The 25,435-nt window shown below is 33.2% G+C and carries 17 protein-coding genes and 8 pseudogenes; 12 read left to right on the top strand and 13 right to left on the bottom strand.

All coding sequences use genetic code 11. The features are described 5' to 3' along the window. Positions 1-9: 9 nt before the first annotated feature. Positions 10-540, bottom strand: coding sequence for a helix-turn-helix domain-containing protein (locus tag JSQ73_RS02885; protein ID WP_234301889.1), 531 nt, complete (start codon positions 538-540; stop codon positions 10-12). A 105-nt stretch (positions 541-645) separates the two neighbouring features. Here JSQ73_RS02885 and JSQ73_RS02880 point away from each other — a divergent pair, with 105 nt between their 5' ends. Then, the gene (locus tag JSQ73_RS02880) at positions 646-1,554 is read left to right on the top strand and encodes an Rpn family recombination-promoting nuclease/putative transposase (protein WP_214249487.1); all 909 of its coding nucleotides are present in this window, start codon (positions 646-648) and stop codon (positions 1,552-1,554) included. 8 nt (positions 1,555-1,562) lie between these two features. Here the strand turns inward: JSQ73_RS02880 and JSQ73_RS02875 are convergent, their stop codons facing one another. The 3 genes from JSQ73_RS02875 to JSQ73_RS02865 all read right to left on the bottom strand — a co-directional run bounded on the left by JSQ73_RS02875 (position 1,563) and on the right by JSQ73_RS02865 (position 3,402). After that, complete coding sequence (locus JSQ73_RS02875) at positions 1,563-1,892, bottom strand: hypothetical protein (protein WP_214249486.1); 330 nt, start codon at positions 1,890-1,892, stop codon at positions 1,563-1,565. Between the two features lie 165 nt (positions 1,893-2,057). Next, complete coding sequence (locus tag JSQ73_RS02870; protein WP_234301888.1) at positions 2,058-2,600, bottom strand: hypothetical protein; 543 nt, start codon at positions 2,598-2,600, stop codon at positions 2,058-2,060. 67 nt (positions 2,601-2,667) lie between these two features. Then, positions 2,668-3,402 (bottom strand): ankyrin repeat domain-containing protein, encoded by a 735-nt coding sequence (locus JSQ73_RS02865; protein WP_214249484.1) that lies wholly within the window; start codon positions 3,400-3,402, stop codon positions 2,668-2,670. Between the two features lie 476 nt (positions 3,403-3,878). Between JSQ73_RS02865 and JSQ73_RS02860 the strand changes: the two are divergent. Beyond that, a pseudogene (locus JSQ73_RS02860) lies at positions 3,879-4,007 on the top strand (IS5/IS1182 family transposase); the annotation flags it as partial. A gap of 630 nt (positions 4,008-4,637) precedes the next feature. Here the strand turns inward: JSQ73_RS02860 and wmk are convergent. Continuing rightward, positions 4,638-5,534 (bottom strand): annotated as a pseudogene (gene wmk / locus JSQ73_RS02855) (WO male-killing family protein Wmk). A gap of 363 nt (positions 5,535-5,897) precedes the next feature. Here wmk and JSQ73_RS02850 point away from each other — a divergent pair. The 3 genes from JSQ73_RS02850 to JSQ73_RS02840 all read left to right on the top strand — a co-directional run bounded on the left by JSQ73_RS02850 (position 5,898) and on the right by JSQ73_RS02840 (position 13,017). Continuing rightward, positions 5,898-6,818, top strand: coding sequence for an Rpn family recombination-promoting nuclease/putative transposase (locus tag JSQ73_RS02850; RefSeq protein ID WP_214249878.1), 921 nt, complete (start codon positions 5,898-5,900; stop codon positions 6,816-6,818). A gap of 107 nt (positions 6,819-6,925) precedes the next feature. Further along, positions 6,926-8,386 (top strand): cytoplasmic incompatibility factor CifA, encoded by a 1,461-nt coding sequence (locus JSQ73_RS02845; RefSeq protein WP_214249877.1) that lies wholly within the window; start codon positions 6,926-6,928, stop codon positions 8,384-8,386. A 53-nt stretch (positions 8,387-8,439) separates the two neighbouring features. Continuing rightward, positions 8,440-13,017, top strand: a complete 4,578-nt coding sequence (locus JSQ73_RS02840) for a C48 family peptidase (protein WP_214249876.1) — start codon at positions 8,440-8,442, stop codon at positions 13,015-13,017. Positions 13,018-14,072: 1,055 nt separating this feature from the next. Here the strand turns inward: JSQ73_RS02840 and clpA are convergent. The 5 genes and pseudogenes from clpA to atpG all read right to left on the bottom strand — a co-directional run. Continuing rightward, positions 14,073-14,708: pseudogene (clpA, locus tag JSQ73_RS02835) on the bottom strand (ATP-dependent Clp protease ATP-binding subunit ClpA); the annotation flags it as partial. A 297-nt stretch (positions 14,709-15,005) separates the two neighbouring features. Beyond that, entirely contained in the window at positions 15,006-16,232 is a 1,227-nt protein-coding gene (locus JSQ73_RS02830; protein WP_214249875.1) for a DEAD/DEAH box helicase, read from the bottom strand. A gap of 34 nt (positions 16,233-16,266) precedes the next feature. After that, positions 16,267-16,518 carry a cold-shock protein gene (locus JSQ73_RS02825; RefSeq protein ID WP_214249874.1) on the bottom strand — a complete coding sequence of 84 codons (252 nt, stop codon included), beginning with the start codon at positions 16,516-16,518 and terminating at the stop codon, positions 16,267-16,269. A gap of 174 nt (positions 16,519-16,692) precedes the next feature. Further along, the gene (locus tag JSQ73_RS02820; protein ID WP_214249873.1) at positions 16,693-18,027 is read right to left on the bottom strand and encodes a TldD/PmbA family protein; all 1,335 of its coding nucleotides are present in this window, start codon (positions 18,025-18,027) and stop codon (positions 16,693-16,695) included. Positions 18,028-18,045: 18 nt separating this feature from the next. After that, positions 18,046-18,918, bottom strand: coding sequence for an ATP synthase F1 subunit gamma (atpG, locus tag JSQ73_RS02815; protein WP_214249872.1), 873 nt, complete (start codon positions 18,916-18,918; stop codon positions 18,046-18,048). A gap of 138 nt (positions 18,919-19,056) precedes the next feature. Between atpG and JSQ73_RS02810 the strand changes: the two genes are divergently transcribed. Continuing rightward, positions 19,057-19,254 carry a hypothetical protein gene (locus JSQ73_RS02810; protein WP_234301919.1) on the top strand — a complete coding sequence of 66 codons (198 nt, stop codon included), beginning with the start codon at positions 19,057-19,059 and terminating at the stop codon, positions 19,252-19,254. Positions 19,255-19,513: 259 nt separating this feature from the next. On the opposite strand, the pseudogene mutL reads toward JSQ73_RS02810, so the two are convergent. After that, positions 19,514-20,550: pseudogene (mutL, locus tag JSQ73_RS02805) on the bottom strand (DNA mismatch repair endonuclease MutL); the annotation flags it as partial. Between the two features lie 394 nt (positions 20,551-20,944). Here mutL and JSQ73_RS02800 point away from each other — a divergent pair. Then, positions 20,945-21,148: a hypothetical protein gene (locus JSQ73_RS02800; RefSeq protein ID WP_234301918.1), complete on the top strand. Its 204-nt coding sequence runs from the start codon at positions 20,945-20,947 to the stop codon at positions 21,146-21,148. A gap of 20 nt (positions 21,149-21,168) precedes the next feature. Next, positions 21,169-21,480 (top strand): annotated as a pseudogene (locus JSQ73_RS02795) (transposase); the annotation flags it as partial. Between the two features lie 198 nt (positions 21,481-21,678). Here the strand turns inward: JSQ73_RS02795 and JSQ73_RS06735 are convergent. Then, positions 21,679-22,493, bottom strand: a pseudogene (locus tag JSQ73_RS06735) (transporter associated domain-containing protein). Between the two features lie 404 nt (positions 22,494-22,897). On the opposite strand from JSQ73_RS06735, the gene hemE reads away from it, so the two are divergent. The 3 genes from hemE to JSQ73_RS02770 all read left to right on the top strand — a co-directional run bounded on the left by hemE (position 22,898) and on the right by JSQ73_RS02770 (position 25,213). After that, positions 22,898-23,914, top strand: coding sequence for a uroporphyrinogen decarboxylase (hemE, locus tag JSQ73_RS02780; RefSeq protein WP_214249753.1), 1,017 nt, complete (start codon positions 22,898-22,900; stop codon positions 23,912-23,914). Between the two features lie 617 nt (positions 23,915-24,531). Next, complete coding sequence (locus JSQ73_RS02775) at positions 24,532-24,729, top strand: hypothetical protein (RefSeq protein WP_214249754.1); 198 nt, start codon at positions 24,532-24,534, stop codon at positions 24,727-24,729. 43 nt (positions 24,730-24,772) lie between these two features. Then, on the top strand, positions 24,773-25,213 hold the full coding sequence (locus JSQ73_RS02770; protein ID WP_234301884.1) for a reverse transcriptase family protein: 441 nt from the start codon (positions 24,773-24,775) through the stop codon (positions 25,211-25,213). Here JSQ73_RS02770 and JSQ73_RS02765 read toward each other — a convergent pair. Continuing rightward, a pseudogene (locus tag JSQ73_RS02765) lies at positions 25,158-25,286 on the bottom strand (IS5/IS1182 family transposase); the annotation flags it as partial. The gene JSQ73_RS02770 and the pseudogene JSQ73_RS02765 sit on opposite strands and share 56 nt — an antisense overlap. Here JSQ73_RS02765 and JSQ73_RS02760 point away from each other — a divergent pair. Further along, positions 25,286-25,429: pseudogene (locus JSQ73_RS02760) on the top strand (transposase); the annotation flags it as partial. The pseudogenes JSQ73_RS02765 and JSQ73_RS02760 overlap by 1 nt on opposite strands. Between the last annotated feature and the right edge of the window lie 6 nt (positions 25,430-25,435).

Here is a 25,435-nt window from a genome sequence, read left to right as displayed (position 1 = left end):
TAATTCTTCTTACGTATATCCTCTTATTATTCTCCATTTTTTTATCTCTTGTCCTCCGTTTGGCTCGTATCTCTCTTTATCAGCATATTCTTCAATTGATAAGCCTGTTGCTCGATAGATAATGTCATTATCAAACCCTGCTTTAACTAGATTCTTTGCAATTCTTATTCTTGCTGCTTTTACATTACTTTCTTCTTCAGCTCGGACAGATTTGGTTAATGCATAAATTGCTTTGTGTCCTCCTGTTTTTTCTATGAAATTATACATTTCCTCGGTCTTAGCTTTCTCGAAACAACTACTTTCTTTTAGCACTTTTCGTCCTGAAAAGAGATTTCTAATAGGAATTGACAATGCATCTGCTAAAATTTTTAACTTCTCAATTGGAATGCCACATGTTCCTTGCTCGTATCTTAGCAGTGTGTGATAGTTTATGCCTGTTTTGCCTACTAAATCTTTCAGAGTATATTTTCTCTTTAACCTCCAGCTTCTTACTTTTTGTGCTATTTGGTACCTTATGGAAACAGTAGTATACTTTGCCATACAGAAATAAATATTATACAGGTTAACATAAATCAACTACGTTTAATTGTAGAATATTTCTACAGAATTGTGTATAATTATTAATGCTTTTTATCTTACTTTCTCATGGCTCTTTCTAAATTTCTCGATCCAAAAAATGATGTTGCATTTTGGCGTATCTTTGGTAATGAAAAGAATAAAGATATCCTCATTCACTTTCTAAATGATATTTTGAGCTTTACTGGCAAAAATGCAATACAGGATATAGAGTTTTTAAGTATTATTCAAGATCCTGATATTGCATCTAAAAAGCAAAGTATTGTTGATGTGCTATGTAGAGATTCTACAGGAGTGCAATGGATAATTGAGATGCAGGTCGCTAAAACCAAAGGCTTTGAAAAACGTGCCCAATACTACGCAGCTAAAGCTTACTCAAGACAAGCGGATAAAGGTGATCAATACCATGACCTTAAGAAAATTATCTTTATTGCTATAGCAGATTGTATACTATTTCCGGATAAGGCTGAGTATAAATCAAAACACACCATTCGGGATGAAGATACTAATGAACATGATCTAAAAGATTTTTATTTTGTATTTATTGAGCTGCCTAAATTTCCAAAAACCAAAGAAGATCAGCTTTCAAGTATAGTTGAAAAATGGGTCTACTTTTTTAGATATGCAGATGAAATTAGTGAAGAAGAGTTAGAAAGAATAATAGGAAGTGATCTAATAATTAAAAGAGCGTATGAAGAACTAAATAGGTTCAACTGGTCAGAAAAAGAATTTATAGCCTATGAACAAGAGATCAAGCGTATTCGTGATGAACAAGCTGTCCTTGCTCAAAAACTCGATGATGCTAATCATAAAGGTAGACTAGAAGGCATCCAAATCGGCGAAGAAAAAGGTGAAATGAAAGCTAAAATTGCTGTGGCTAAAAACCTACTTAAAGCTGGCGTATCTATCGACTTGATAGCTGAATCTACTGGCCTCCCTCAAGCTGAAATAAAACAACTTCAGAAAGAAATAGCCTGAAATAGTGGTTAGTTGTCCACTGTTGGATCATTCAAACAGGTTCTAGGTTTATCGTCTGCCTTTTTTGGCAACTGACTTTTTAATCGACTAGCGCTAGTAAGAGAAGCAGTAGTAAGTATAAAATTAATTATTCCTTTAATTAACTCTAATAAAGGCTTACGTGTTTGCTCTGCTTCTTCAATTTCACGTTTACAACCTATAAAAGGGATTGCTTTGGTTGCTTGTACTACCCCTTCCATATCCTTACTATTTTTCAAGCTATCAAGATATTCTCTAGCTGCCATACTAACTTCTTTTTTATCTAGGTGATCTTGGAATTTTTTGCTACTTAAATTCATATCAGCATTAATAAGTAATGGTACACTACCTTCTACGTTAATTTTAGTTCCAAAGTCATATAACTGAACTCTGGATAATTCTAGACCATTAACCTTAATAAGGCCAAGCTCTTTATCCTGCTCTGCTAGAAGTTGACGCTCTGTTTTAATTTCCCTTGTTAGAATTTATTTATCTTCATCAAACAGTAAGCTATTGGCTTTATCACCATCAAAGTGCTCAACAAGAAAGCCTTTTTCCCCTACTTTATATTCAGCAGACTCTACCCCTTTTTCTACAACTTTCATAAGCTGGTCGACGCTTTTTAATCCAGAAACAAACGCTGTATTACAATCAAAATAATCATAATTATCACCTGTTCTATAAATTGCAATAACGTGATTACTTGTTACTAAGTGAATAGCAAAATCACCATTAACTTCAGTTATATAATTTGATAAATCACTAAGTGTTTTGTAGCCCTGAGTCTGAATTAAACTTGAAGGTAGATTATTCGTAGTAGAATCTAGCTGTCTTTCAAAATTAGAGAGCAATGTACTAAAAGTAAAAACTTCTCTTTCTTCTCTTTTAGATATCTGCTTACCCTGTGCTACACGCTCATAAATTTTGGCTGAAGTTTTTAAATTACTCAAAAATGACTTGCTACTCTGTAAAAGTAAAGCTTGAGATAAGCCACGTTTAATTGCAGTACATTTATCATTAATTTTCACATTCCTTGCTTCAAAAGAAGGCAAATAAAGACCTTGTTTTACCAGCTCAATCGATGCATTTTGTAAATTATGTGATATAAATTGTGATAAATGTAAATAGGTTTTCTGTTGTTTTTGATAGGACTGTATTATACAACCATCTTCTTCCCTTCTCACATGTTCCGTTTTCTGGTAGTAGTGAAGAGATCCTGGTTGTGCCCCTCCCGCTACTGCTTTCCAATCTCCCCCGTCGCTCTACATCATATTCAGATGGTTCTGCTGTTGCAGCATCTGCCACCTCTCCCACATATGCAGCAACTTCATTTAAAGAATAATCATTTTCATAAAGTAATTTCTCAACACTTGAATGATTTCTCTCTCTGGCAAGGTCAATTGGTTTTTTACCATCCTTATCTTCAGCATATACATCAGCTCCTTTATCAATTAGAAGTTTTGCAACTCTCGATTCATTTTCTTTTGCAGCCCAATGTAATGCTGTCATATCATCATTATTTTTTACTTCAGTATTTGCACCATGATCTAATAATACCTCTGCTGCATTTACTCTTCCATATTCAGCAGCCCAAATCAATGGCGTATCACCTTCTGTATCCTTAGCATCAATATACTGGTTCTGCGTTTCTTCGATTTTATTTAAAACTAATTTTATTACTTCTTCATTATTACCACTAACTGCTGAATGTAATACTGTATGATGACTGTTCCTTGCCAATACATTAGTTCCTTCATTAAGACATCTTTGCACTCTATCAAGATTGCCTTGCTCTACAGCATCGAATAATTTTCTATCAATTCCTCTCATAAACCCTCCAAAGTTGCTGCTAAATTATGTAAAATACATTATCTATAGCATAGATATTTTTGGCATACAATAACTTTTTTCTCATAAAAAACTAACCGTTACAGCTATATGCAATTATTTTAGAAAGAAGTTTCTTTTTCGTTTCAAAGATTTTGTCTGTTCAGGACTCTTAAGACTAATTTCTATTAATTTAGAAAATATATCATTAATAACTTAAATAGTATAATCATTTCCAGCGCTCAAAACCAAGGGCCGTGAGAAGAGTTTGTTTTGGGATGGCATGGTCTACCAAGTGTACCATACGAACTTTTTTATATGGTGATTTTTTTATACTCTAAAATGTATTAAACAAGATTTAATCTTACACTTTAAAAAAGTAAGTTATAAAATAATAAAAGAAAGGAGTGTTAGAAATGAATACAATACAAACAAAAATATTAAAACCAAAACTAGGTTTATTAGAGCTAGCAAAACATGTTGAGAGATCTTCTTTTGCCTGGTTGCAAAAATGTAGGCGACTTTGGAAAAATTGCGAGCGGAAACTCAACACTAGCCTGCAAATGGTCGTTCTTGCTTTCGCTGCTTTGCTTCTGAAAAGATTGTGAACAGGTTCTTATGTATACTGGTGCTTTTTCCATTTCACCAATATAGGATTCTTCTCCGATTAGTTGACGTTTTCTATTCAAATACAATATTTTTACACATTCCCTCTCTGAGTGGCCTATACTTACGTTTAAGTACTTTACTAGCTCTTGTAAGTCCATTATTGGCTCATTTTTGAGCTTTTCTCTCAGTACTCTTTCTAGCGTTTCCTTAACGCACATAATCATTGCTATTGAAGAATCAGTCACCCCTTCTATACCTTTCAGGTCATCCATTTCTCTACCTAAAATCCTTCCTACTCCCGTATAAGTATTCACTAGATTTTTAGCAATTTCTTGAGCTTGCGGCCTTTCATGTACTGCACTTAAAAATGTTTCCATTATTTCACGATCAAGTAGTGCTTTGCCTTTGCTTTCTAATATTCTGAATTCTATTTCTTCTTTATTCTTATTATTATTCATATAATTTACCCTTCACTAACAACAAATTTTTTTTAAATATTTACTGCTGTTTTTTTATCAGCATTGGCATAGAGCAATAGCTTTTGAGTGAAGTTAAATCAATTTCTCAATCTTTTTTACTTATTTTTTCATCAAGAAGCTAAGATATTAATATATGATGATTTTTTTATTTTAAACTTGTTGAATTTCGTCTAAAGAGAGGCCTACCGCTTGCAAAATAATATCAATAGAAATTCCTCCTTTTACTAAATCCTTTATCTTTTCTGCTCTTTTCACTTTCTCTTCGCAAATTTGTATGCTTTCAAACAGAGATTTTATTAGTGCATTACTTGACTTTCAATCTTTTTGTATTCTTTTATTAAATCAGGTACCACTTTATCATCTGTATCCTCTGTTAATTCAAGTAGGTCCATGATATTAACCGATAACGCTTCTGCCATTTCATATAATTTATCAAGAGGAACAGCAGTCCTTCCTTGCTCATAGTTACTTATTTCGTCACGTGTTGTAACCATTTTCTCTGCTAAATCCTTCTGAGTATATTCCCGTCCATTCTTTTATCTTTTTTCCTATTTGGCAGTAGATAGAATCAACTTTTTCTTCAACACATTCATCAGCAGATAGACCAATTGTTTTTGCAACGATATCAACAGAAATTCCTTCTCTAACCAAACCCTTTGCAATTTTTACTTTCTCTGCTTTCCTACTACTTTTTTCACTGACTTGGACAAATTTGATTAGCAAACAAAACATTCTACGTAACTCCTGATCATTAATCTTTTTATATTCTCTTACTAGATTTAATATCTCCTCTCCCTCATCTTCAAGGCAGATTTTTTCATTTGATACAGGAATAAGATCCGTAATATTAATTGATAATACCTCTGCCATAGCGTATAATTTCTCAATCGAAATTTTACGTATTCCTTTTTCATATTGTAGTACTATCTGATATGTTACGCCGATTTTTCCCGCTAAATCTTTTTGAGTATATCCCTTTGCTAACCTAAAACTTCTTACCTTCTCTCCCACTTCGTGATCTAAAGAATTAGTATAGCTAACAGACATTCTTTTTCAGAATCTGCCATTTTAAAAGTTTTAGATAGAAATTTTGCTAGCATATGTTACCTTTGTTGAGAACTAGTATATTAAATGCCTATACTATGACAAGCTAAGAAGTTCACACTTTAAATAGGTATCTTTGGAGGCTGCTAAATCATGAATCCATTTGTTGGCATTTTAATATACCTTATAGAAGAGTTGATAAAAAGATCTACAAAAGGGCGTCTAAGGTGCATACTAGGGTTATCTATGAAGGTAATTTTTCCCAACTCTTGAAATTTTGCTAACTTTAATAGGCTTTAGTATAAAAACGTTGTATATTTCTTCACAATTGTGTATAATTATTAATGCTTTTTATCTTACTTTCTCATGGCTCTCTCGAAGTTTCTAGATCCCAAGAATGATGTCGCATTTCGGCGGATCTTTGGTACTGAAAAGAATAAAGACATTCTTATTCACTTTCTCAATGATATTCTGGGTTTTACTGGCAAAAACGCAATACAGGATATAGAGTTTTTAAGTACTATTCAAGATCCTGAAATTGCCTCTAAAAAACAAAGTATTGTTGATGTCCTCTGTAGAGATTCTTCAGGTGTTCAGTACGTCTGCGAGATGCAAGTCGCTAAAACTAAGGGCTTTGAAAAACGTGCCCAATACTACGCTGCTAAAGCCTATTCAAGACAAGCTGACAAGGGTGATCAATATCATGATCTTAAGGAAATTATTTTTATTGCCATAGCAGATTGTATACTGTTTCCTGATAAATCCGAGTATAAATCAAAGCATACTATTCGCGATGAAGATACTAATGAACATGATCTAAAAGATTTTTACTTTATATTTATTGAGTTGCCTAAATTTACAAAAATCAAAGAAGATCAGCTTTCAAGTATAGTTGAAAAATGGGTCTACTTTTTTAGATATGCAGACGAAACTAGTGAAGAAGATCTAGAAAAAATAATAGGTAGTGATCTAATAATTAAAAAGGCCTATGAAGAGCTAAATAGATTCAATTGGTCAGAAAAAGAATTTATAGCCTATGAACAAGAGATAAAGCGTATTCTTGATGAACAGGCTGTCCTTGCTCAAAAACTTGATGATGCTACTCAAAAAGGTAGACAAGAAGGCATCCAAATCGGTCATGAAAAAGGCAGAGAAGAGGGCAAAAAACAGGCTAAAATTGCTATGGCTAAAAACTCACTTAAGGCGGGTGTTTCTATTGATGTTATTGCTGAAATAACAGGCCTTTCTGTTGATTATATTAAGAAAATTCAAGAAAAGGAGTTTTAGCCATAACGTTTTTTTATTAAATCCTCTATATCTAGTAATTTTAATATTGCAATCCATTCTAATGTCTGTATAATTCCTTATTTATTAATACTTAATAGGAGGGGTTAATGCCAACACAAGAAGAGCTTCGAGCTGAAATGTCTAAAAAATTACAGGAAGCTGTTAAACATCCAGATCCAACAGTTGCTGTTGAGAGGAAGTCAGCTATCAAAAGATGGGTAGGATTCCTTCAAGATAACTTTATGGATGACATAAAATACTTTAAGGTTGATAAGCTGAAGTTTTTGCACAATGTATTCCAAGATGAAGGTTGCTGGTCAGGTATAAGGTTGAATAATGCTGCTTTAGGTCAAAGGCTTACTGAAAAAAAAATAGGTGGAATAGATAATCTACTTTCAGAACATAATATAGCTTGTAGGTATTGCGTAGTAGATAAAATTCACCATCTCTTTCAAGAGCAGTTTGAATCTTACAAAGGTAGTTTTCCCTCGAATTCAGTTGATGGTTATGGTAATCCTGTAACTGACATATACATAAGAAACTCATTGTTGGACGGTATGAAAAGGGAAGATCCTGTATTAAATTTCTGGATTGATAGAGAATCTGGGGAATTAAAGCAGTATGATGCAGTAGAAGGTTTTGATAGTGCTGTAAAACTTAAGTGGAGTGAAGGAGTAGAGTATTTTTATAATCATTTAAAAGAAGAAGATAAAGAAAAGAAACTTACAGAAGCTATTCTTGCTCTTTCTCGTCCTCAATCTGTTGAGAAAGACGCTCCTATTTTAGATTTTTGTGTAAGGAATATAGCTGACAAAGATACTCTTTTACAGAAATTATTGCAGAAAGATAAAGCAATATATTCCTTTCTTGCTGAATTAATAGATTCATGTTTTTTTGATACAGTTCATGATTTAATACATTGCTGGTGCTATAAAGAAGTTGCAGTAAAAGCTGATAAAATATTCTCACATCAAGACTATGAACTTCTTTTTTTCTCACTTTCAGACGCAATGTTAAAAAATCCTGAGTTAAGTGTTCAAGCTAGATCTCTTATTATGAAGATTTGGGAATGTGATCACTTGTATCAACACAAGAAGGCTGCCGTTAATACTTCTAATTATACAGTTCCTACAGATAATTTATTTGCAGGGTTAATAGTAAATTGGAGACGAGAAGACATTTATAAGACTGATGAAGAAAAAGAAATAGAGAAAAAAGAAATATTAGATATGATCTCATTTACCAAAGATTGCTTTCCTGAAAAGTTTGAACTTTTTAAAGAAGTCATGATAGAAAGCCTTAGATTATGCGGTACGGAAGGAATGGAAGAAAGTATAAACTACGATGATTTGGCAAAAGAATTGTTTTCTGAGTTAGAGAAAACAACTTTACCTCCTGTAGGTGATGGTCCTTGGAATAATTTACGGTCACGATCTAAAGCTCATAGCAGTAAGAAAACAACTTTGCCAGTTGATGATGGTCCGCAGTCTGAGCTTGGAACTCCTAGTGTAAGTGGTGTTTCTTCTTATAAGAAAAAAAGCGTCTTTACGCGTAGTGGTAATAAGTAATCCACTTATGAACCCTTGGTGTTTCTGGTCGTAGTAAATAAGGGGTGTTTTATATGAGTAATGGTGATGGGCTTATTAGGAGTTTGGTGGATGGAGATCTTGAAGGATTCAGACAAAGATTTGAATCTTTTTTAGATCAATGTCCATCTTTCTTGCATTATGTGAATGCAGGTCGTTTTCTTCCTGTATTCTTTTTTAGCATGTTTGCTACTGCAAATGATGCTGGTATCTTGACTGCAAATGAGAGAGTCCATTTTCGTTTTGATAATCATGGTATTGATACACACGGTAGAAACAGAAAGACAGGAAATCTAAAAGTTGTTATTTTAATTCGTAATCGTGACGGGCAGCAAGTTGTCAGATGCTACAGTATTTCTGATCGTCCTAATAGTGATGGGTTGAGGTTCAGTACAAGGGAGAGAAATGCTCTAGTGCGAGAGATTAGACGGCAACATCCAAATTTAAGGGAAGAAGACCTAAATTTTGAGCAATACAAAGTATGCATGCATGGAAAGGGCAAGAGTCAGGGAGAGGCAATTGCAATAGTATTCGAGGTGATTCGTGAAAAGGATCTTAGAGGTAGAGATAAATTTGCCAAGTATTCAGCATCTGAGATTAGTCTTATTAGACAACCCTTAGGAGATCACAGATTAACAATTCAGGAAATAAATGGAATACAACTCGATCAAAATCAGCTTAGACTACTTGATAATTCAGTCAATTTTACACGAGTAGAACCAGATCAGCAGAGGATTGGTGATTTTATAGAAGTGCTAACAAGCAACCAAAGACAAAATGTAAGAAATAGAATACACAGGAAAATCTTGCCATATATAACTCGCATCTATAATAGTTATAGACAAGTACTAGAAAATAATATTGAAAATCGCAGTCAAAAATTTGAGAGTCACGGGTTTTTATTAGGTTTCTTAGCAAATTTTAGTCATCGCTACACAATAGGCATCGATCTTGACTTATCTCCTAGAAACTCACATGTTGCTTTTCTTGTACGTCACCAAGCAGAAAGAGAAAATGTTCCTATTGTTGTTAATATTGCTACAGGAGCAATATTGTCCAGTACCGCATTAGACTGCGCCAGAGGTTACGCTAAAAGATTACATGTTTCTTCATTTATACCTATTCATACCACATCAGAGCATACTGTTTGTGTTGGATTAAATTTTGATTTAAATCGAATTCCTTTTAGGGTTGATAAAGTAGGGCTTCAACAGGGTAGGTTTCCTTTAGTACAAAGATTGTTTGAGTATATAGAAGATGAAGAGGTTGGAGAGAATATTAGAGATTTCTTGCTTCAACATCTTCCTGGTGAAATACCAAGAAATGCAGAGAATTATAATAGAATATTTGATTGCGTAACTGGCTTTGCTTTTGGAAGTAGTGCTTTTGATAATGGGTATATACCAGTACAAAGGAATGGAAAAAGAAGTAGTTTGCAGGCAACAAAACACATATTCAGATATGATGATCCAGATTTAAGAAGATGTTTAACTATGGTCTTTCACGTTCAAGATTTGCCTATAGTCATACTTGACGTTAGAGCTTACAATATGCAACAACAAGGGGCAATCAATTTAGAAAATCTTAATGTTGGTAGAAATAATCCTAACGTTTATAGAGTATCATGTATACTTAACAATCAAGATAATCAAGTGCACTTAAATACCCGTGTAGATAATCTTGGTTTATATCGCGGTTATCAAAATGCAAATAATTTTCTTGCTGGTGATCTTGTACAAGTGCCTAATGCTAAAAATGTACATGGTATTTCAGAAAGGGTTATGAATGATGGCTGGAAAAATGTAGGTCAGCATAGAGAACTATTTCAAGAGATCTCTGGAATATTGATGCCACTTAGGAACGCAATAAATGTTAATAGTGAGGATAAGTTTCGTTCTATACTACATGGTACATTTTATGCTAGTGATAATCCTTATAAAGTGCTTGCTATGTATAAAGTTGGTCAAACATATAGTTTTAAAAGGGGTCAGGAAGAAGAAGGAGAAAGGGTAATGCTCACAAGAATTACAGAACAGACATTAGGCCTTTTATTATTAAGACAACCTACAGAGAATGATCTAGATACTCATCCAATTGGATATGTATTAAGATTTGCTGGTAATGCAGAAGAAGTAGCACAAAAGGAGAATAACGCAGAAGATCGAATAAAAGAACTTATGAACAAGCAAAGAGGATATTTGCTTATTACTTCTGGAAATGAGGTGGTTTTATCTTCTGCTGTATTTAATGCAGGTGCACAGAGAGTAGAAGATCTTATATCTATTCCACAAGAACTATATATACATAGGCTTGACCGCAGTACTATAGGATTAGTGAGACCTGAAAGCGTTATTGATGAAAATCCACCAGAGGGTCTATTATCAGATCAGACTCGTGAAAATTTCAGGCGCTTTTACACTGAAAGAAAACCAGGACAGAACTTGATTTTTTTGCTTGATATAGATGATAATCTGCACGTTACATTTAGTTACTTGCAAGGTACTAGAGCACAGGCAATAGAAACACTAAAGTCAAGAATAAGGGGAGGTGGTACTCCTCAAGCACAAGGAATATTACAACAAATAAATGCTATTCTTGGAGATGGTAATAGCATACAAGATGTTAATGATCTAATTACACTAGATTTTGCTACAGATAATGGCTATTATGGTTATTGGCTTCAACAACATGATATGTCTTATGCTGCAAGGGCAGGAAGATATAATTTTCCAGTTGGAGATGAAATGCAGTTTCATATTATGGGTATTGAAAATGACCAGGTCGACGTTTTGAAAACTCATATTAGACATTTTAAAAATGAGGGAGATGTAGAACCTCGAAGGTCAATTTTAATTATTAATTTAGGCAGTAATCATTGGGTCACATTAGTGATTGATTACCGAAATGGGAATTATATTGGTTACTATGCTGACTCACTTGGTCATAATGTTCTAAATAGTGTTAGACGAGTTTTAGAAGATAATAATTTTACTCTCCATAATATTCTTATTGATCAGCAAGGTAATCGGTTAGTACAGCAAAGAGATGGATATAATTGTGGCTTCTGGGCATTAGAAAATGCTAGAGATATTAATGAAGTTTTAGAACAAAATAATAATCTTGGAAACCAAGGTAGAGGTGTGTTAGATGAAATGCGTAACTCTCTTACATTAAATGTTCCAGGCCTGAATAATATAGTTGATGAAAACAATCTTAGAAATGAAGAGTACTTTAAAGGTCTGAGAAGAGATATCTCAAGAGAACTTCAAGACGTTAATATTGATGCTGGTAGAGCTCGTTCTAATGATGCTAGTAACCCTAATAGCGTCATGTTTTTTATTATAAACAATCAGAATAAACCTGAAATCCTTCGCTTACTATTAGAATATTTAGCGTCTCTTCGTCCACAGTTATCACATTTCAATAAAGAGAAACAGGCAGCGCTTTTGCAATTTGTATCCAGCAGCTTTCCAAATGTATCCACTAAATCAGTAAAACAAGGTCTTTATTTGCCTTCTTTTGAAGAACGTGGAATTGAGGTTAATGGTAAATGCGTAGCAATTACACGTGGCTTATCTCAAACTTTATTTTTACAAGGTGAAAAACCATTTCTAAGTAATTTAGAAACTTCATCTGAGATTTATGAGCGTATAGCACAAGGTAGGCAGGTATCTGAAAGGGAACAAAGAGAAGTTTTTGCTTTTATTGCATTGCTGAATAACTTCGAGAGACAACTAGATTCTATTATAAATAGCCTACCCTCAAACTTGATCCATACTCAGAGTTACAAAACACTTGATGATTTATCACATTATATGGCTAAAGTTAAAGGTGATTTTGCCATTCATTTAGTGACGAGTAATCACGTTGTTGCTGTCTATAGAATTGGTAATAATTATACGTATTTTGATAGCAATGCGACATTTATTTCTGAGATAGAAAACGTTGATCAGCTTATGCAAGTTGTGGAAAAAGGAATAGAATTTGCTGGCTATGAAATGGGAGAAAAAGGCTTTCTCATTGAACACTTTAATGTTAATCAAGCTAATGACCTATTAGATGATAAAGATAAGCAAACCTTAAAAAAAGAAATACAAACAGAACGACAACTTCTTGCAAAACAAGATAAAGAGCTTGGTCTTATTAAAATTAATGGTCAAGAAGTATCCAGAGTACAATTATATGACTTTGGGACTAAAATTAATGTAAGAGGTAGCGTACCGTTACTTATTAATGCTGATATGAAGTTAAATAGCGAAAAATTTCTGGATTGTTTAGATAAAAAAGAAGTAAGCATGACAGCTAGAGAATACTTTGATAGCTTTAAAAATAGCAAAAATGTAAAAGAGGTAGTGCAAGCAACCAAAGCAATTCCTTTTAAAGGTTCAAGTCGAGAAGTTAAGGAGGCAGAACAAAAACGTAGCCCAGAGCTTAGGTTTTCTATGAAGCAATTAATAGAATATCTTTTGACCGCTGTAATTAATAGTAAGCAGAAAAGCCAACTGCCAGAGAATAATAGCAAAGCAGATAATAATCCTAATCATCATTTGAGTAGTGTAACAATACATGGTCAATCGAAAGAGTCAAAAAGGTATCAATCTATTTCTTTCTGAAGTTGTAAAATTTCATCTACAGAAAGATGCCGTCTTGTAATTTAACAAGAAAATTATAAAAATTGAATCTTAAGTTATGTTGTGAAATAAAAAATACTTTCTATTTGTACCATGTGTAGAGGTGTATAAATTATAGTCAGTGTATATTTTGTGTGGTAGAGAAGTTAAGAACATTTTTCACAAAAAGGACGATACCAATAAAAAGGATTCTATTCTATTGGGGATAAAAACTGTTATAAATTTTCCTGTTATTTCCGAGTTCAATAATGTTAATTTAGCAATATTTTTATTAATATCTTAAGTAATATAATCATGTTTAGCAACCCAAAACAGGTAAGTGTGAGAATCGTTCGTTTTGGGATGCATTGGTCTACCACGTAATACATACGAACTTTTTTATATGGTGATTTCACTGTACGCTAAAACCAACTATATTAACCTACTTTAGCTATGTTTACATACGAACTGTTTTGTATAACTTTGTTACAATAATTTCACATTCTTATTTACACAACGCCGCTTTTATTTAAATTGTTCTCACGAAGGTAGGTACTTTCTTGTGATTTTTGGAAAGAGTAAATGATCAAATTCCTTATAACACTAATTAGTATGGTCTTTTCATTAAATTTATCCTCTCAAAAAGACTGTGCTTTATCCATCTACTTTAATGGTGTCATAATATTTTACACCTAAATCTATTCTATAAAAATTCACAATACGAATTAGTAAATAGATTATATTCAAACCGATTGTATTTATGATATATAGCGCATACAATATATTACTTGTTTATTTTAGTAGGGGGTATAGGTATGTTTATTTCGAAGCAGGTAGTACAATATAATTTATTTGGTAGTAACGTCCTTGAAGGCATTTCATCTTGAAAATTTGCACATTTTCCTGAAGAGGTATTTGAGATTAGCAGTGAAGAAAATCAAGTAATAGATAATTTAGAAAGCAAAATAGAAAATCTACAACAGGAAAATTTTGATCTTAAAAAAAATGTAGAGTTACAAAAACACTATAAGAAAAGAGTAGAAGAGTATCAGATCTTGTTCATAATCACGACCAATGACATATCTATTTTTTTTGCTTCTTGCATAATCATTTAAAGTTCTACAATAATTTTGTAGAACTTCTTCATCTTTTAATAATTCACCTTTATTTGCTACAGTAGAGATATCGTTATTCTTATCAAGTTTTATCTTGCGATTAGTTACATATTCTTCTATATCACCTGAATATTTTATATTGGATATGTTATAAATCAAATTAGAATCCTTTGCATTCTGTTTTCGTAATAGCTCTTCAATGTATAAATCTTGCTCAGACAGAATCTCTAATAGAATACTTGCTCCATTTATTTCTTTTCTTCCCAGACGATGAGCTCGTATCATGGCTTTATGTATTATGCGTTGAAATAGCACATCAGGCTCAACTTTATTGACAGTTAATTCGGAATTGTCTTGTAAAAAACCTTTTGTATTATTATCATGATCATTCCTTAATATAATATTATCTATATTTATGATTTCACCAGCTCTGATGTTACATCTTGATAAAACATAATTTGCATCCACATCTTTGGTTAATGCTAGCAACAAATGTTCCACTTTTGCATATTTAAGCTTACAATCAGAAGCAATCTGTAACGCTCTATTTAAACTTGCCTCTAAATTTTTAGAAATCATCTATTCTCTTTAAAAGAGTAAATTTATATATAATTAGTAGCACACAATTATTAAAAAAACTGAAATCTAGCAGCTCATTGTAGCCAAATTGAATGAAGCTACAGATTATAGTCCACACAGCCTAACATTATACCGTTGTGATAATCTCAAAACGTTATAAGTAGCAGAATTAAGATTATCAAATTGTAGGTAAATCTAATTTGGGCTAGCTATATATTCTTTCTACCATCCTCCAATCACTTCACTTTGCAGCAAGCTTACTGGAGCTTTTAAAGAATAGAAGAATAGTTAAGTACATTAATACGCTTTTTCTAGTACTCTGCTTTTCTTCTTAAATACATTAATCTTTTTTCTACCGTATTTAGCCTTTAACGTACTTGGCCTTTTAAAGATCTTTTTGCCGTTACGTTTTTGAGATTGCATACTACAATCAAAATTTGGCTCTCCTTCTTTATCTGCTAGTGCAGGCAGTCTTCTCTTATCTTGAGGTGTAACAAAAGATAATGCAAATCCTTCAGCTCCCGCACGTGCAGTTCTACCTATACGATGAACATAATCAGCTTGCGATTGTGGTACATCATAATTGATAACATGTTGAATGTGCGGAATATCAAGACCGCGAGAAGCAACATCTGTTGCAACCATGATTTGATTGCGGCCACGACGAAAAGAATTAATGACTCTTTCACGCTTGTGCTGCCTTAAATCACCATGAATTGCCAAAGCGCTATAGTCATCTTTGTGCAATTTGTCAGCTAGCTGATCCGCTCCTCGCTTTGTTTTGACAAAAATAATGATCGATCCTTTGCGCTGACATAATTGTGTAACAAGTTTTCCATATTTTTCTGATTCTGATGCATAAACAATTTCTTGCTTAATTTTTGCAGAAGTTGTAGCCTGACAATCAACAGAAACACGCTCTGGCTGATTAAGGTACTTCTCAGTAAGTTTAACTATATCACTAGGAAGAGTTGCAGAAAACATAAGAGTCTGACGTATTTTTGGCAGATATTTCATGATCCCTTCAATTTGAATTCCAAAGCCCATATCAAACATACGATCCGTTTCATCAAGCACAAGAGTGATGACATTACGAGTAATCAAAGCTTTACGCTCAATATGATCTATAATACGACCAGGAGTACCTATTATGATTTGTGGTTTTTTCTGAAGCTGATTTAGCTGCCTAAAAATAGGCTCACCTCCAATCAACAAAGCGACTCTTAGTACAGAATTTTGAGATAAGAGTTTTCTTATCTCATTTGTTACCTGATGAGCAAGCTCTCTGGTTGGCACGATGACTAAAGCTGAACCAATGCTTGGCTCATTCAGCAATTTAGCAACCAGTGGAATAGCAAATGCCAAAGTCTTTCCAGTTCCCGTTTGAGCAGATCCAAGAATATCTTTGCCCTGGAGAGCTAGAGGAATCGCTTGCATTTGAATCGGGGTTGGAACACAAAGATTATTTTTACTTAGAGCTTGCCTAAGCAAAGTTGGAAGCCCCATTTCATGAAAATTACTCACAATACATTACCCTATTAAAAAGCTTCACGATAGACTAATCTTCTAATCTTAAATTTATTGCAGACTTTTTATCTTCCCCATTCCTACCACGCTCCTCTTTAAGCTCATAACTTACTCTTTCCCCTTTTATTCCTTTCTTTTTATCCTCTCCTCGAAGTGCATCAGATCTTATTCCTGAACGTTCTAATGTACTAATATGTACAAAAACGTCCTCACCTTTACTTTCTGGCTTGATGAAACCATAGCCTTTTTCAACATTAAACCATTTTATGCTACCAAATTCCATATGGATAACTCCTAAACTACTAACTAATATTATTAATGTGATGAAAAACTTTGAAATTACGATTTAGAATGCTTTAAGCTTAGTTACTGCAACTAAACTTCTATACTCCATAGTCTATTCTTAACATTACATAGTAATAGTACACAATTATTGTACTTAATGCAACTAAAATTTTTAATCACTAAGTGAACCTGCTACTGTCATTTCGCTAACTTTAATCGTTGGTGAATTAAACTGCCCACAGAAAGTTAAGTCATTTGCAATAACTAAATTGCTAAACATATTTTTCAAATTGTCGGCAACAGTAATCTCGTGTATTGGATACGTTATTTTACCATTTTCTATAAAAAATCCGCATGCACCTTGACTATAATCGCCATTGATTAAATTAACACTAAAACCAAATAAATCAGTTACATATATTCCTTCTTTTACTTCTTCAATTAATTCCTCAAACGATCTATTACCATTTTTGAAATAGAAATTACTAGCTGAAGGAATAATTGCAGCATTACTTGCACGAGTTGCATTTGCGGTCGTTTCCAAGTTTAATTTCCTAGCCGAATATAGATCTAAAATCCAGTTTTGCAGTACTCCATTTTTTACAAATTCATTTCTTCTGCTCATTATTCCTTCCCCGTCAAACGATCTTGATGTTATACCCCTTGGTAACAATGGGTCATCAATAATGCTAATCTCAGTATTAAAAATTTGAGTATTTAAACTATTTCTCAAAAAAGAGCTATCATTTACAATATTGCTACCATTTATGGCATAAGCAAAGCTCTTTACTAGCTCTTTTGCTGCTCTTTTTTCAAAAACAACCGGAAATTTGCCTGTCCTAATTGTACATGAATCCAATTGATCTATTGCTCTTTTTGCTGCTTCTTTCCCTATTGACTCCGGTGTTTTTAAATCACTGAAGTTGCATGCTACATCGTAATCGTAGCCTATTTTCATTTCACTCTTTTCTCCAGCAACAACAGAAACCTGATTAACAAAAGTTGACTTACTAAATGAACCAACAAAACCAGAAACGGTTGATAATACTGTATTTACTGAAGTATGTGAAGATGAAGCTCCTTCGGAATTAATAATATTTTTATGTGCAAGAGCTGAATTTTCTGTAGCTTCAGTAATTTTTTTTAATTTATCAATTGTTACAACATTATTATCTGAGATATTTAAATCTGCAGAAGAGATATAATTACTGCCATCTACAGCAAAACTAATATAAGGATCTTCCTGGGCATTCTTTGCCATTTCTACCACTTGGCTCACTGCACTATTAAGATTATTCAAATCGTTTGTGGAAATATACGCAGCTTTGTTCTTACCTGCTATAGCTCTAATTCCGACAGTACAATTTTTAGATTGTGATATTTGTTCAATTTTTGATAGACGCTGAGAAACCGAGGTCTTATTAGTTTCATATATTGAAACTTCTGCGTCTTGATTCTGCTTTTTTATTAGTTTAGTGATATCTGCTGCAATATTTAATATATTCATTTTTCATTCCTTGAGTTTCTATAAATATTCTGCACCACCTATAACTTCAATCAAATCAGTTGTAATTGCTGCTTGACGAGAACGATTATAAAGTAATGCTAGTTTATTTAGCATTTCTTTTGTATTTCTGTTTGCTGATTCCATAGCAACCATCCTAGCACTATTTTCACTTGCTGCACTTTCAAGTAAAGCAGAATAAAGAGCAGCTGTAACATAATCTTTAGTCAAAGATTTTAAAATAAACTCAATATTTTGTGGTTCATACTCATAGCTGTAATCTGTTAGAGAACTAACTACAGAATTATCAATTAATAATGAGTCTTTACTCCATGGTTTTATTGTTTCTAATATTGGCTTTTGCATGAAGGTATTATAGAATTTACTGTAAAAAACCTTAACTTTATTGTATTTACTTAGATCTATATCACTAACCAAGGCTTCCACACGGTTTAGTGTGATTCCCTTACTATTTTCAACCTTCAAGATATTTTTAGAATTAAATCTATTTTTGCCTGTCTCAAAAGCTTTCTTACCAAAAAAAACAATGTCTACTTTCTTATCATTTGCAATTAATTTGTTTATATGCTCCTGACTGAATTTAACAACAGAGGAGTTGAAGCTGCCACATAAACCACGATCAGATGCAATAATAAATACTAGGAAAGAATCTTCATTATTGATATTTAGAATTCTTGCTAGTAACTCTTGATCCGCTGATAGCGCTAGTGAAGAAATAATGCTATGCAGCTTAGATATATGCAATTTTGAATTTGATAATTTCTTTTGGCTTTGTAATAATTTTGCTGCAGAAACCATTTGCATTATTTTCGTGATTTTCTGCACAGACTTAATATTTTTAATTCTTAAGGATAATTCCTTTAAGCTCTTCATTTTATATATAATTCTAATTTATTAAAATATATAACTGGTAATGTCTAAAAACAAGTTTTTTTGACATTGGAGTCAAACCTGCCTAAGAGACTGTACGTGATCTCAAAAAAGGGATAGAATGAGAGGATAAAGTAGGATATGGGAAGTTTATATCCAAGTGATATAAGTCGAGGAAAGTTTGAGATTATTGTAGCAGATCTGAAGTCTTGCAGGAAGAGGACAAAGCCAAGGCAAACTTTTCTTGATAGCAAACAAATTGCTTTTCAGAAAAATATTAGTAACATTAAACAAAAGACTGATATTAGTTTTAACCACCTAAATTCTTCTGTCAGTTAATTCTCACCTGTCAGATTAAGTTGTGTCTAGTACATATTAAATCAATTTGGCTTCCTTTCTAAAACCATCGTTCCCTTTTGGGGTGGAGATTCTCCATATTTAAAAGCTTCTGGTAAGCTTTGCCTTCTTTCATCTGGTGCATTGAATTCTTTCATTAGCTGATTCTCAAAAGGACTTGGCCTTCTTTCGTAAAATTCTTTTTGACCCTTTACTTCTCTGCTTTTTCCATTATTAACACGCTCATTATTCCTTTGACTTTCACTAACATCAAAAGGTGAACCACCCAGTTCTTCTCCAATACCTTGACACCTAGATCCATCAATATCACTTACTGAAGAGGTACCTATTCTCATTGACAACGCTTTTATTAGCCCTCTTCTCACTATTTCATATATTAACCTCTTATTTTGAAATCTTACTTCCGATTTATTTGGATGCACATTTTGGTCATATGGTACTTCTAAATGCAACACTGCAAAAGGATACCTCCCAACTGGAATAAAATCGTGATACGCATATCTAATTGCACCTATAAGTAGATTGTCTTTATATTGGCTTGCCATTAACAAACGTATAGATCTGAGTTGAATTGCCACGACTAATAGTTGGTTTACAGATGTATCCCGTAAGTTTGATGCCGTCTTCTTCCTCTTTAACTTCCAGTGAATTGCTTTGAAATTCTTCTTCTATTTTACATAATCTGTTGAACAGCGAAGTTTGCTTAACATATTTTAAGAGCTTTTTATTACCGGAAGTGAGAGTAAACCCAATACTATAATTAATCATCGCTAAGTTATTCACAATATCAACAATACTTTGTGTTTCTGCCCTTTCGGTTTTTAGAAACTTTAGTCTATTTGGTGTAGCAAAAAATAAGTCACGAACTTCAATATATGTACCTTGCAACAAAGAACAAGGGGTAATCTCTCTTATTTTTCTCCTCCCTCATATCTTATAGACCATTCTTCCTTTGCTCCACTTGCCTTGGATGATAATTTTATTCTGCTTACTGCTGCAATTGAATTCTCCTCTAAACCCAAGGTTTCTATTAACTCACTATCGCTTAATTTTGAAGTGGCATGCCTCGTAAGTGCTAGTTCCAGATCGTTCTTTTCTATTCCATTTCCATCATCTGTCACAGTTATAAGGTTACGTCCACCACTTTCTATTTTGATCTCTATCTCTGAACTTCCAGCATCTATTGCATTTTCTACTAATTCCTTTTGCTGGCCTTTCGATTACCTCTCCCGCTGCTATACGGTTTATGGTTTTTGTATCTAAAAGAATTATTGCCATAGAAGCTTTGATTGAAAGTAAAATATACCCTTCATGACTTACTTTGTCTAAAATTTATATCTCTTTTTTGGTGTCTCTGATTTCTGTATTTTAGTTTTCTTCCTATAGCTTACTTTCTAATTATACATATTACCCATTGTAAGCTTATACTATGTTGTAAAGCAGTTTCATCTAATTTTTGCCATGTTTTCAACCTGAATTCTGGATTAGATTTTGGCAAATTATTGAAAATCTTGTCTTTTTTAATTAAGTCTGATCAAATTTAAAAGTGGCAATTTATTGCGTGTTTCATGCTGCTAAACTATTAAAATTCTTAAATTTTACTGAATTATAGCCCTTCTAATAATAGTGGAAACAGGATAAAATAGAGACTTAGGGTAATAAGAAGGTAAAAGTGCCAGCAGCATACAGTTATGACTTAAGGAAAAAAGCCATGCAGGCGTTAGATGAAGGAGAGAGTAAAACAGCACCAGATTTCAATAAAATTGAGCATCATTGGTTTGCTATAAAAAACAGAGCCAGAAATAATGTACCTCTGTTCAAATCTTTTCATCAAGCTGTCGATTCTGCTTTTCTTCATTTGTTTCCACTATTATGAGAACAGCTATACTTTAGTTTTGGGAGAATAATTGGGAAAATCTGTCTAGTTATTTTAAATATTCCGGCCCTGTAAGAAAATTAATTTATACCACAAATCCTATTGAAGGGTTACATAGACAGATCAGAAAATTTACTAAAACTAAGGGCTCATTTACTAGCACAAATGCCTTGTATTAACAGGTATATTGTGCTATAAAAAAGGTAGGAGAAAAATGGGCTATGCCTATACATGATTGGGCTTTGACTATGTCTCAACTTGATATCTTTTTTTCTTGTAGAGTTGAATTAAAAATGCGGTTTGACACAATTTATTTAACACTCCCTTTTTGAAAGTTACAGATCGCTAAAAATATTTAAACAACTAATTTTTATAACTTTATACCAATAAAACTATTCCCACCTTAATTATCAAACAGTAACGTATAGAACTACAAACTTTTGTATATTAAGAAATTGTTTAAATTGCATACCTGTCTACTATGTCCCCTACTTCCAAGATAAAGTACCTTTCACTAAAAAATATTGAATTTAATTTTTGTAATCACTTAAGTCTAGTATTATTTTGTTAATGTATCGTTCATTTGCATCCTTGATGATAAATTTTATACCATTTTTATATCTTATAACTTCATCTACAGAAGGTACCTTACCAGCAATTGAAAGAACCAAACCAATAAGTGTGACATAATACTCTTCAGAGTCACACAACTCTATTTTTAGATTTCCCTCTATATCCTTTATAAGGACCCTTGCCGATATTTCAAACTTATTTTGAGATAATTCAGTAATGGTGTGTTCTGAATTTACCTCATTCTCGTTATCAATATTTGGTATCAATTCTTCTATAAGATCATTTATCGAAATTAAACCATCAGTTCCGTCATATTCATCCAGTACAATAGCTAAATATGACTTGGAAGATTTCATTCTAACAAAAAGATTTGTTGCTTTCATTAAGGCTGGGACAAGTATTACATTTTGTATAATATTTCTCAGATTAAAATCTTTATTCTTATTGAAAATGATATCTTTTACGTAAAAAAAGCCTATTACGTTGTGTTATTCTTATAAGTTGGTATCTTAGCATGGTAAGTGTTTTTCACCTTCTTTATTACCTCATCCTTGCTCGATTCAATTTCTACTGCACATATCTCCTTACGTGGAGTCATTATATCTATGATACTACAATCACGGAATTTTAATAGATTATTAAGTATGTCAAGACCTGACAGATCACCCATTAATGCCTCAGTCGCACATTTTTTTAACACAGAAGTTTTGTTGAAGAGAAAGAGAAAAATTCTGTATGCTATTTTTTCTACTAAAGTTCTTTTCTTATTCAATTTATTCCCTTTAATGGTGAAAATATCTTTAGATAAGGTCTATCAAGAAAACTGTTATTAAATGTTTAATAAGCATGTGAATAATGTCAAATTAATTTGTGAATTATTTGTTGAAATAAAATACTAACAATTGATCAACAATTTTTTCAATGACATATAAATAATTATATAACTATCCATGATAGTAAAGCTTTTCTCCATAAAAGAAAATTACTAACATTCTAAACATCTTACTTATACACATAAATCATAAAGGAAAATCAATAGTATAGAGAAGTTATTAACATATTTACCCACAAGCTAAGTAATACTAATTTTTACTGAATTTAAAGTTAATAACAATTTATTGATAGAACTACTACTACTGTTATACTTTAGTTTAGATAAAAAGTAAATAAAGTAGATTGAAAAGAAGTAAAGCAAAAATAGCAAGAATCATCAGCCAGAACGAGTCAAATGAAAAAGTCCCTATTTGGTTAATGCGTCAGGCTGGTAGGTCTCTTCCTGAGTATCGGAAGGCAGTGGAAAACATGAATAATTTCATGGAGATATGTTATAGCACAAATTTGGTAACAGAGTTAACGTTACAACCAATAACAAGGTTCGACATGGATGCAGCGATAATTTTTTCTGATATTTTGATAATAGCTGACATTTTAGGTTGTAATGTAAATTTTACTCGAGGTGTGGGTCCAATACTAAGACCTATAGAAAGTGCTAAAGAATTGAAGAGTCTACAAGGAATTGAATCTAACACATTACCAATCCTAAATGCTATAAAAGAAGTAAGAAGCCAGTTGCCAGAAGAAAAATCGCTTATAGGCTTTGCTGGAGGGCCGTGGACGGTAGGTTCATACATCATAGAGGGCGGTGGTAGTAAAACTTTTTCCAAGGTGCTAAGTTTTTGTCCGTTGGCACTAGAGGAAATAATAAAAAAAATAACGGAAGCGACAATTATTTATCTGATCAAACAGATAGAGTTTGGAGCAGATGTTATTCAGTTATTTGACAGCAATGCTGGTGTATTGAAGGGAAAACTATTTGAAAGATACATCATCAAGCCAACAAAGGAAATTGTTTCGGCAATAAAGAGTAGATTTCCCAATTTTCCAATAATAGGTTTTCCTCGCTCTGCTGAAAATCTTTATACAGATTACTGCGAACAAACAGGCGTATCTGCAGTAAGTATAGATTATAATATTCCAATAGAATGGGCGAAAGAAAATCTAAAAATTCCTCTGCAAGGGAACCTTAATCCTAGTCTTTTGGCCTACAATAAGTCAGAAGCAATTGAAGAAGCAAAGCGTATAATAGATTGTTTTAGAGGGTTACCTTTTATATTTAATCTTGGACATGGAGTGCTTCATGATACTCCGGTTGAAAATATTGCTGAATTAGTGGATTTAGTAAGAAATTACTAAAACTCTTGTATGAAAAGCCTTTATGAGGGTGGAATGAAAACCTTACTTGACAAACCTCATTCTCTTCCTTACTATAACGATAAGAGTATTCATCCTTGTTTTTGGGCTCAACGACAAAATTCAGTAAAAAAACTCAAATATTTACTGGCAAATTACAAAAAATTATAACGGCCGCATGTCTTTTTTATTTTTTCTACATTCAGCCAAATCGCTCTTATTTTAAGCGTTAGCACATTATTACAGTGCCAATTTACATTATTAAAACTCGCTATACAGAGGTTTATTTGCCTTTTTCAATTTATTAAGCTTTTTGTGTGCCGTAGAGACACAAGGAATGTTCAGGAAAGAGCAAACTAAGTGCGAAAGCTGCACAATAGATGAGGGTGGACCTCTCGGAGCCGGTTTACAAGAGCAGGCTTCAAACAACCATAAACTGCTTTGGTAAAGAGCCAAGGTAGTGAGCGTTATGGAAAAGGAGTAATTATGCGTCATGTGTGAAATAGAGAGATGAACGCAAGTGAACCACTGATTACACGTCGAAAGGTAATGCGATGATGTCAAAACCAGGGGAGAAAAAATAACTTGGGATCAGCCTATCGGGAACTTGTCTACTGGGTATGTGGCATCCGTCATATAGGTGGTATGAACCTATTTCAGGCTATTGTGTGGAACTACGGGAACCTGTCGTTTCGATGATAAGGGAGAAGTTTAAGGAGCTGAACTCTAAGGAAGAGAGTACTGATGCGAAAAACAGGGGCGGATTAGCTTGTAGTAGTGAAGAAGTTTTTGTAATGGAAATGGAGCGAAGGGGCTGAGTTATTTAGTTTTAATTATTTATCAACCGAAAGGGAAGAGTTAATGAATAAAACAAAATCTTTTGACATACCAAAGCAACTGATTTGGAAAGCTTATAAACAAGTATCCAAAAACAGAGATGCGGCAGGTGTAGATGAGGTCTCGATAACAAAGTTTGAAGAAAATCTAAAAGATAATTTATACAAACTGTCGAATCGGATGTCATCCAGAAGTTATTTTCCAGAATCAGTAAAAGCTGTTGCGATACCAAAAGATACAGGAGGACAAAGAACTTTATGTGTTCCTTCAGTATTCGACAGGATAGGGCAAACAGCAGCTACTATGTATCTCGAACCGTTAGTAGAGCCGGAATTTCACGAAGATTCATATGGTTATAGACCAAACAAGTCTGCACTGGATGCGGTAAGTACAGCGTGTAAGAACCTGTTCACAATCTTTTCAGAAGCAAAGCAGCGAAAGCAAGAACGACCATTTGCAGGCTAGTGTTGAGTTTCCGCTCGCAATTTTTCCAAAGTCGCCTACATTTTTGCAACCAGGCAAAAGAAGATCTCTCAATTGCCAAAAAGATGGGTTGTTGAGAGATCTTTTGCTTGGTTGCAAAAATGTAGGCGACTTTGGAAAAATTGCGAGCGGAAACTCAACACTAGCCTGCAAATGGTCGTTCTTGCTTTCGCTGCTTTGCTTCTGAAAAGATTGTGAATAGGT

The sequence above is a fragment of the Wolbachia endosymbiont of Anopheles demeilloni genome (assembly GCF_018491735.2).
GTDB lineage: Bacteria > Pseudomonadota > Alphaproteobacteria > Rickettsiales > Anaplasmataceae > Wolbachia.
Note: the sequence above shows the minus strand (reverse complement) of the source record. Positions and strands in the feature narration are given on the sequence as shown.

Bases quoted from the DNA above. Each gene is read 5' to 3' on its own strand.
- JSQ73_RS02875 (WP_214249486.1), bottom strand. From the start codon at position 1,892: ATGAATTTAAGTAGCAAAAAATTCCAAGATCACCTAGATAAAAAAGAA.
- JSQ73_RS02840 (WP_214249876.1), top strand. From the start codon at position 8,440: ATGAGTAATGGTGATGGGCTTATTAGGAGTTTGGTGGATGGAGATCTT.
- JSQ73_RS02825 (WP_214249874.1), bottom strand. From the start codon at position 16,518: ATGGAATTTGGTAGCATAAAATGGTTTAATGTTGAAAAAGGCTATGGT.
- JSQ73_RS02880 (WP_214249487.1), top strand. From the start codon at position 646: ATGGCTCTTTCTAAATTTCTCGATCCAAAAAATGATGTTGCATTTTGG.
- JSQ73_RS02865 (WP_214249484.1), bottom strand. From the start codon at position 3,402: ATGAGAGGAATTGATAGAAAATTATTCGATGCTGTAGAGCAAGGCAAT.
- JSQ73_RS02820 (WP_214249873.1), bottom strand. From the start codon at position 18,027: ATGAATATATTAAATATTGCAGCAGATATCACTAAACTAATAAAAAAG.
- atpG (WP_214249872.1), bottom strand. From the start codon at position 18,918: ATGAAGAGCTTAAAGGAATTATCCTTAAGAATTAAAAATATTAAGTCT.
- JSQ73_RS02885 (WP_234301889.1), bottom strand. From the start codon at position 540: ATGGCAAAGTATACTACTGTTTCCATAAGGTACCAAATAGCACAAAAA.
- JSQ73_RS02810 (WP_234301919.1), top strand. From the start codon at position 19,057: ATGGGAAGTTTATATCCAAGTGATATAAGTCGAGGAAAGTTTGAGATT.
- JSQ73_RS02775 (WP_214249754.1), top strand. From the start codon at position 24,532: ATGTGGCATCCGTCATATAGGTGGTATGAACCTATTTCAGGCTATTGT.
- JSQ73_RS02845 (WP_214249877.1), top strand. From the start codon at position 6,926: ATGCCAACACAAGAAGAGCTTCGAGCTGAAATGTCTAAAAAATTACAG.
- JSQ73_RS02850 (WP_214249878.1), top strand. From the start codon at position 5,898: ATGGCTCTCTCGAAGTTTCTAGATCCCAAGAATGATGTCGCATTTCGG.
- JSQ73_RS02770 (WP_234301884.1), top strand. From the start codon at position 24,773: ATGAATAAAACAAAATCTTTTGACATACCAAAGCAACTGATTTGGAAA.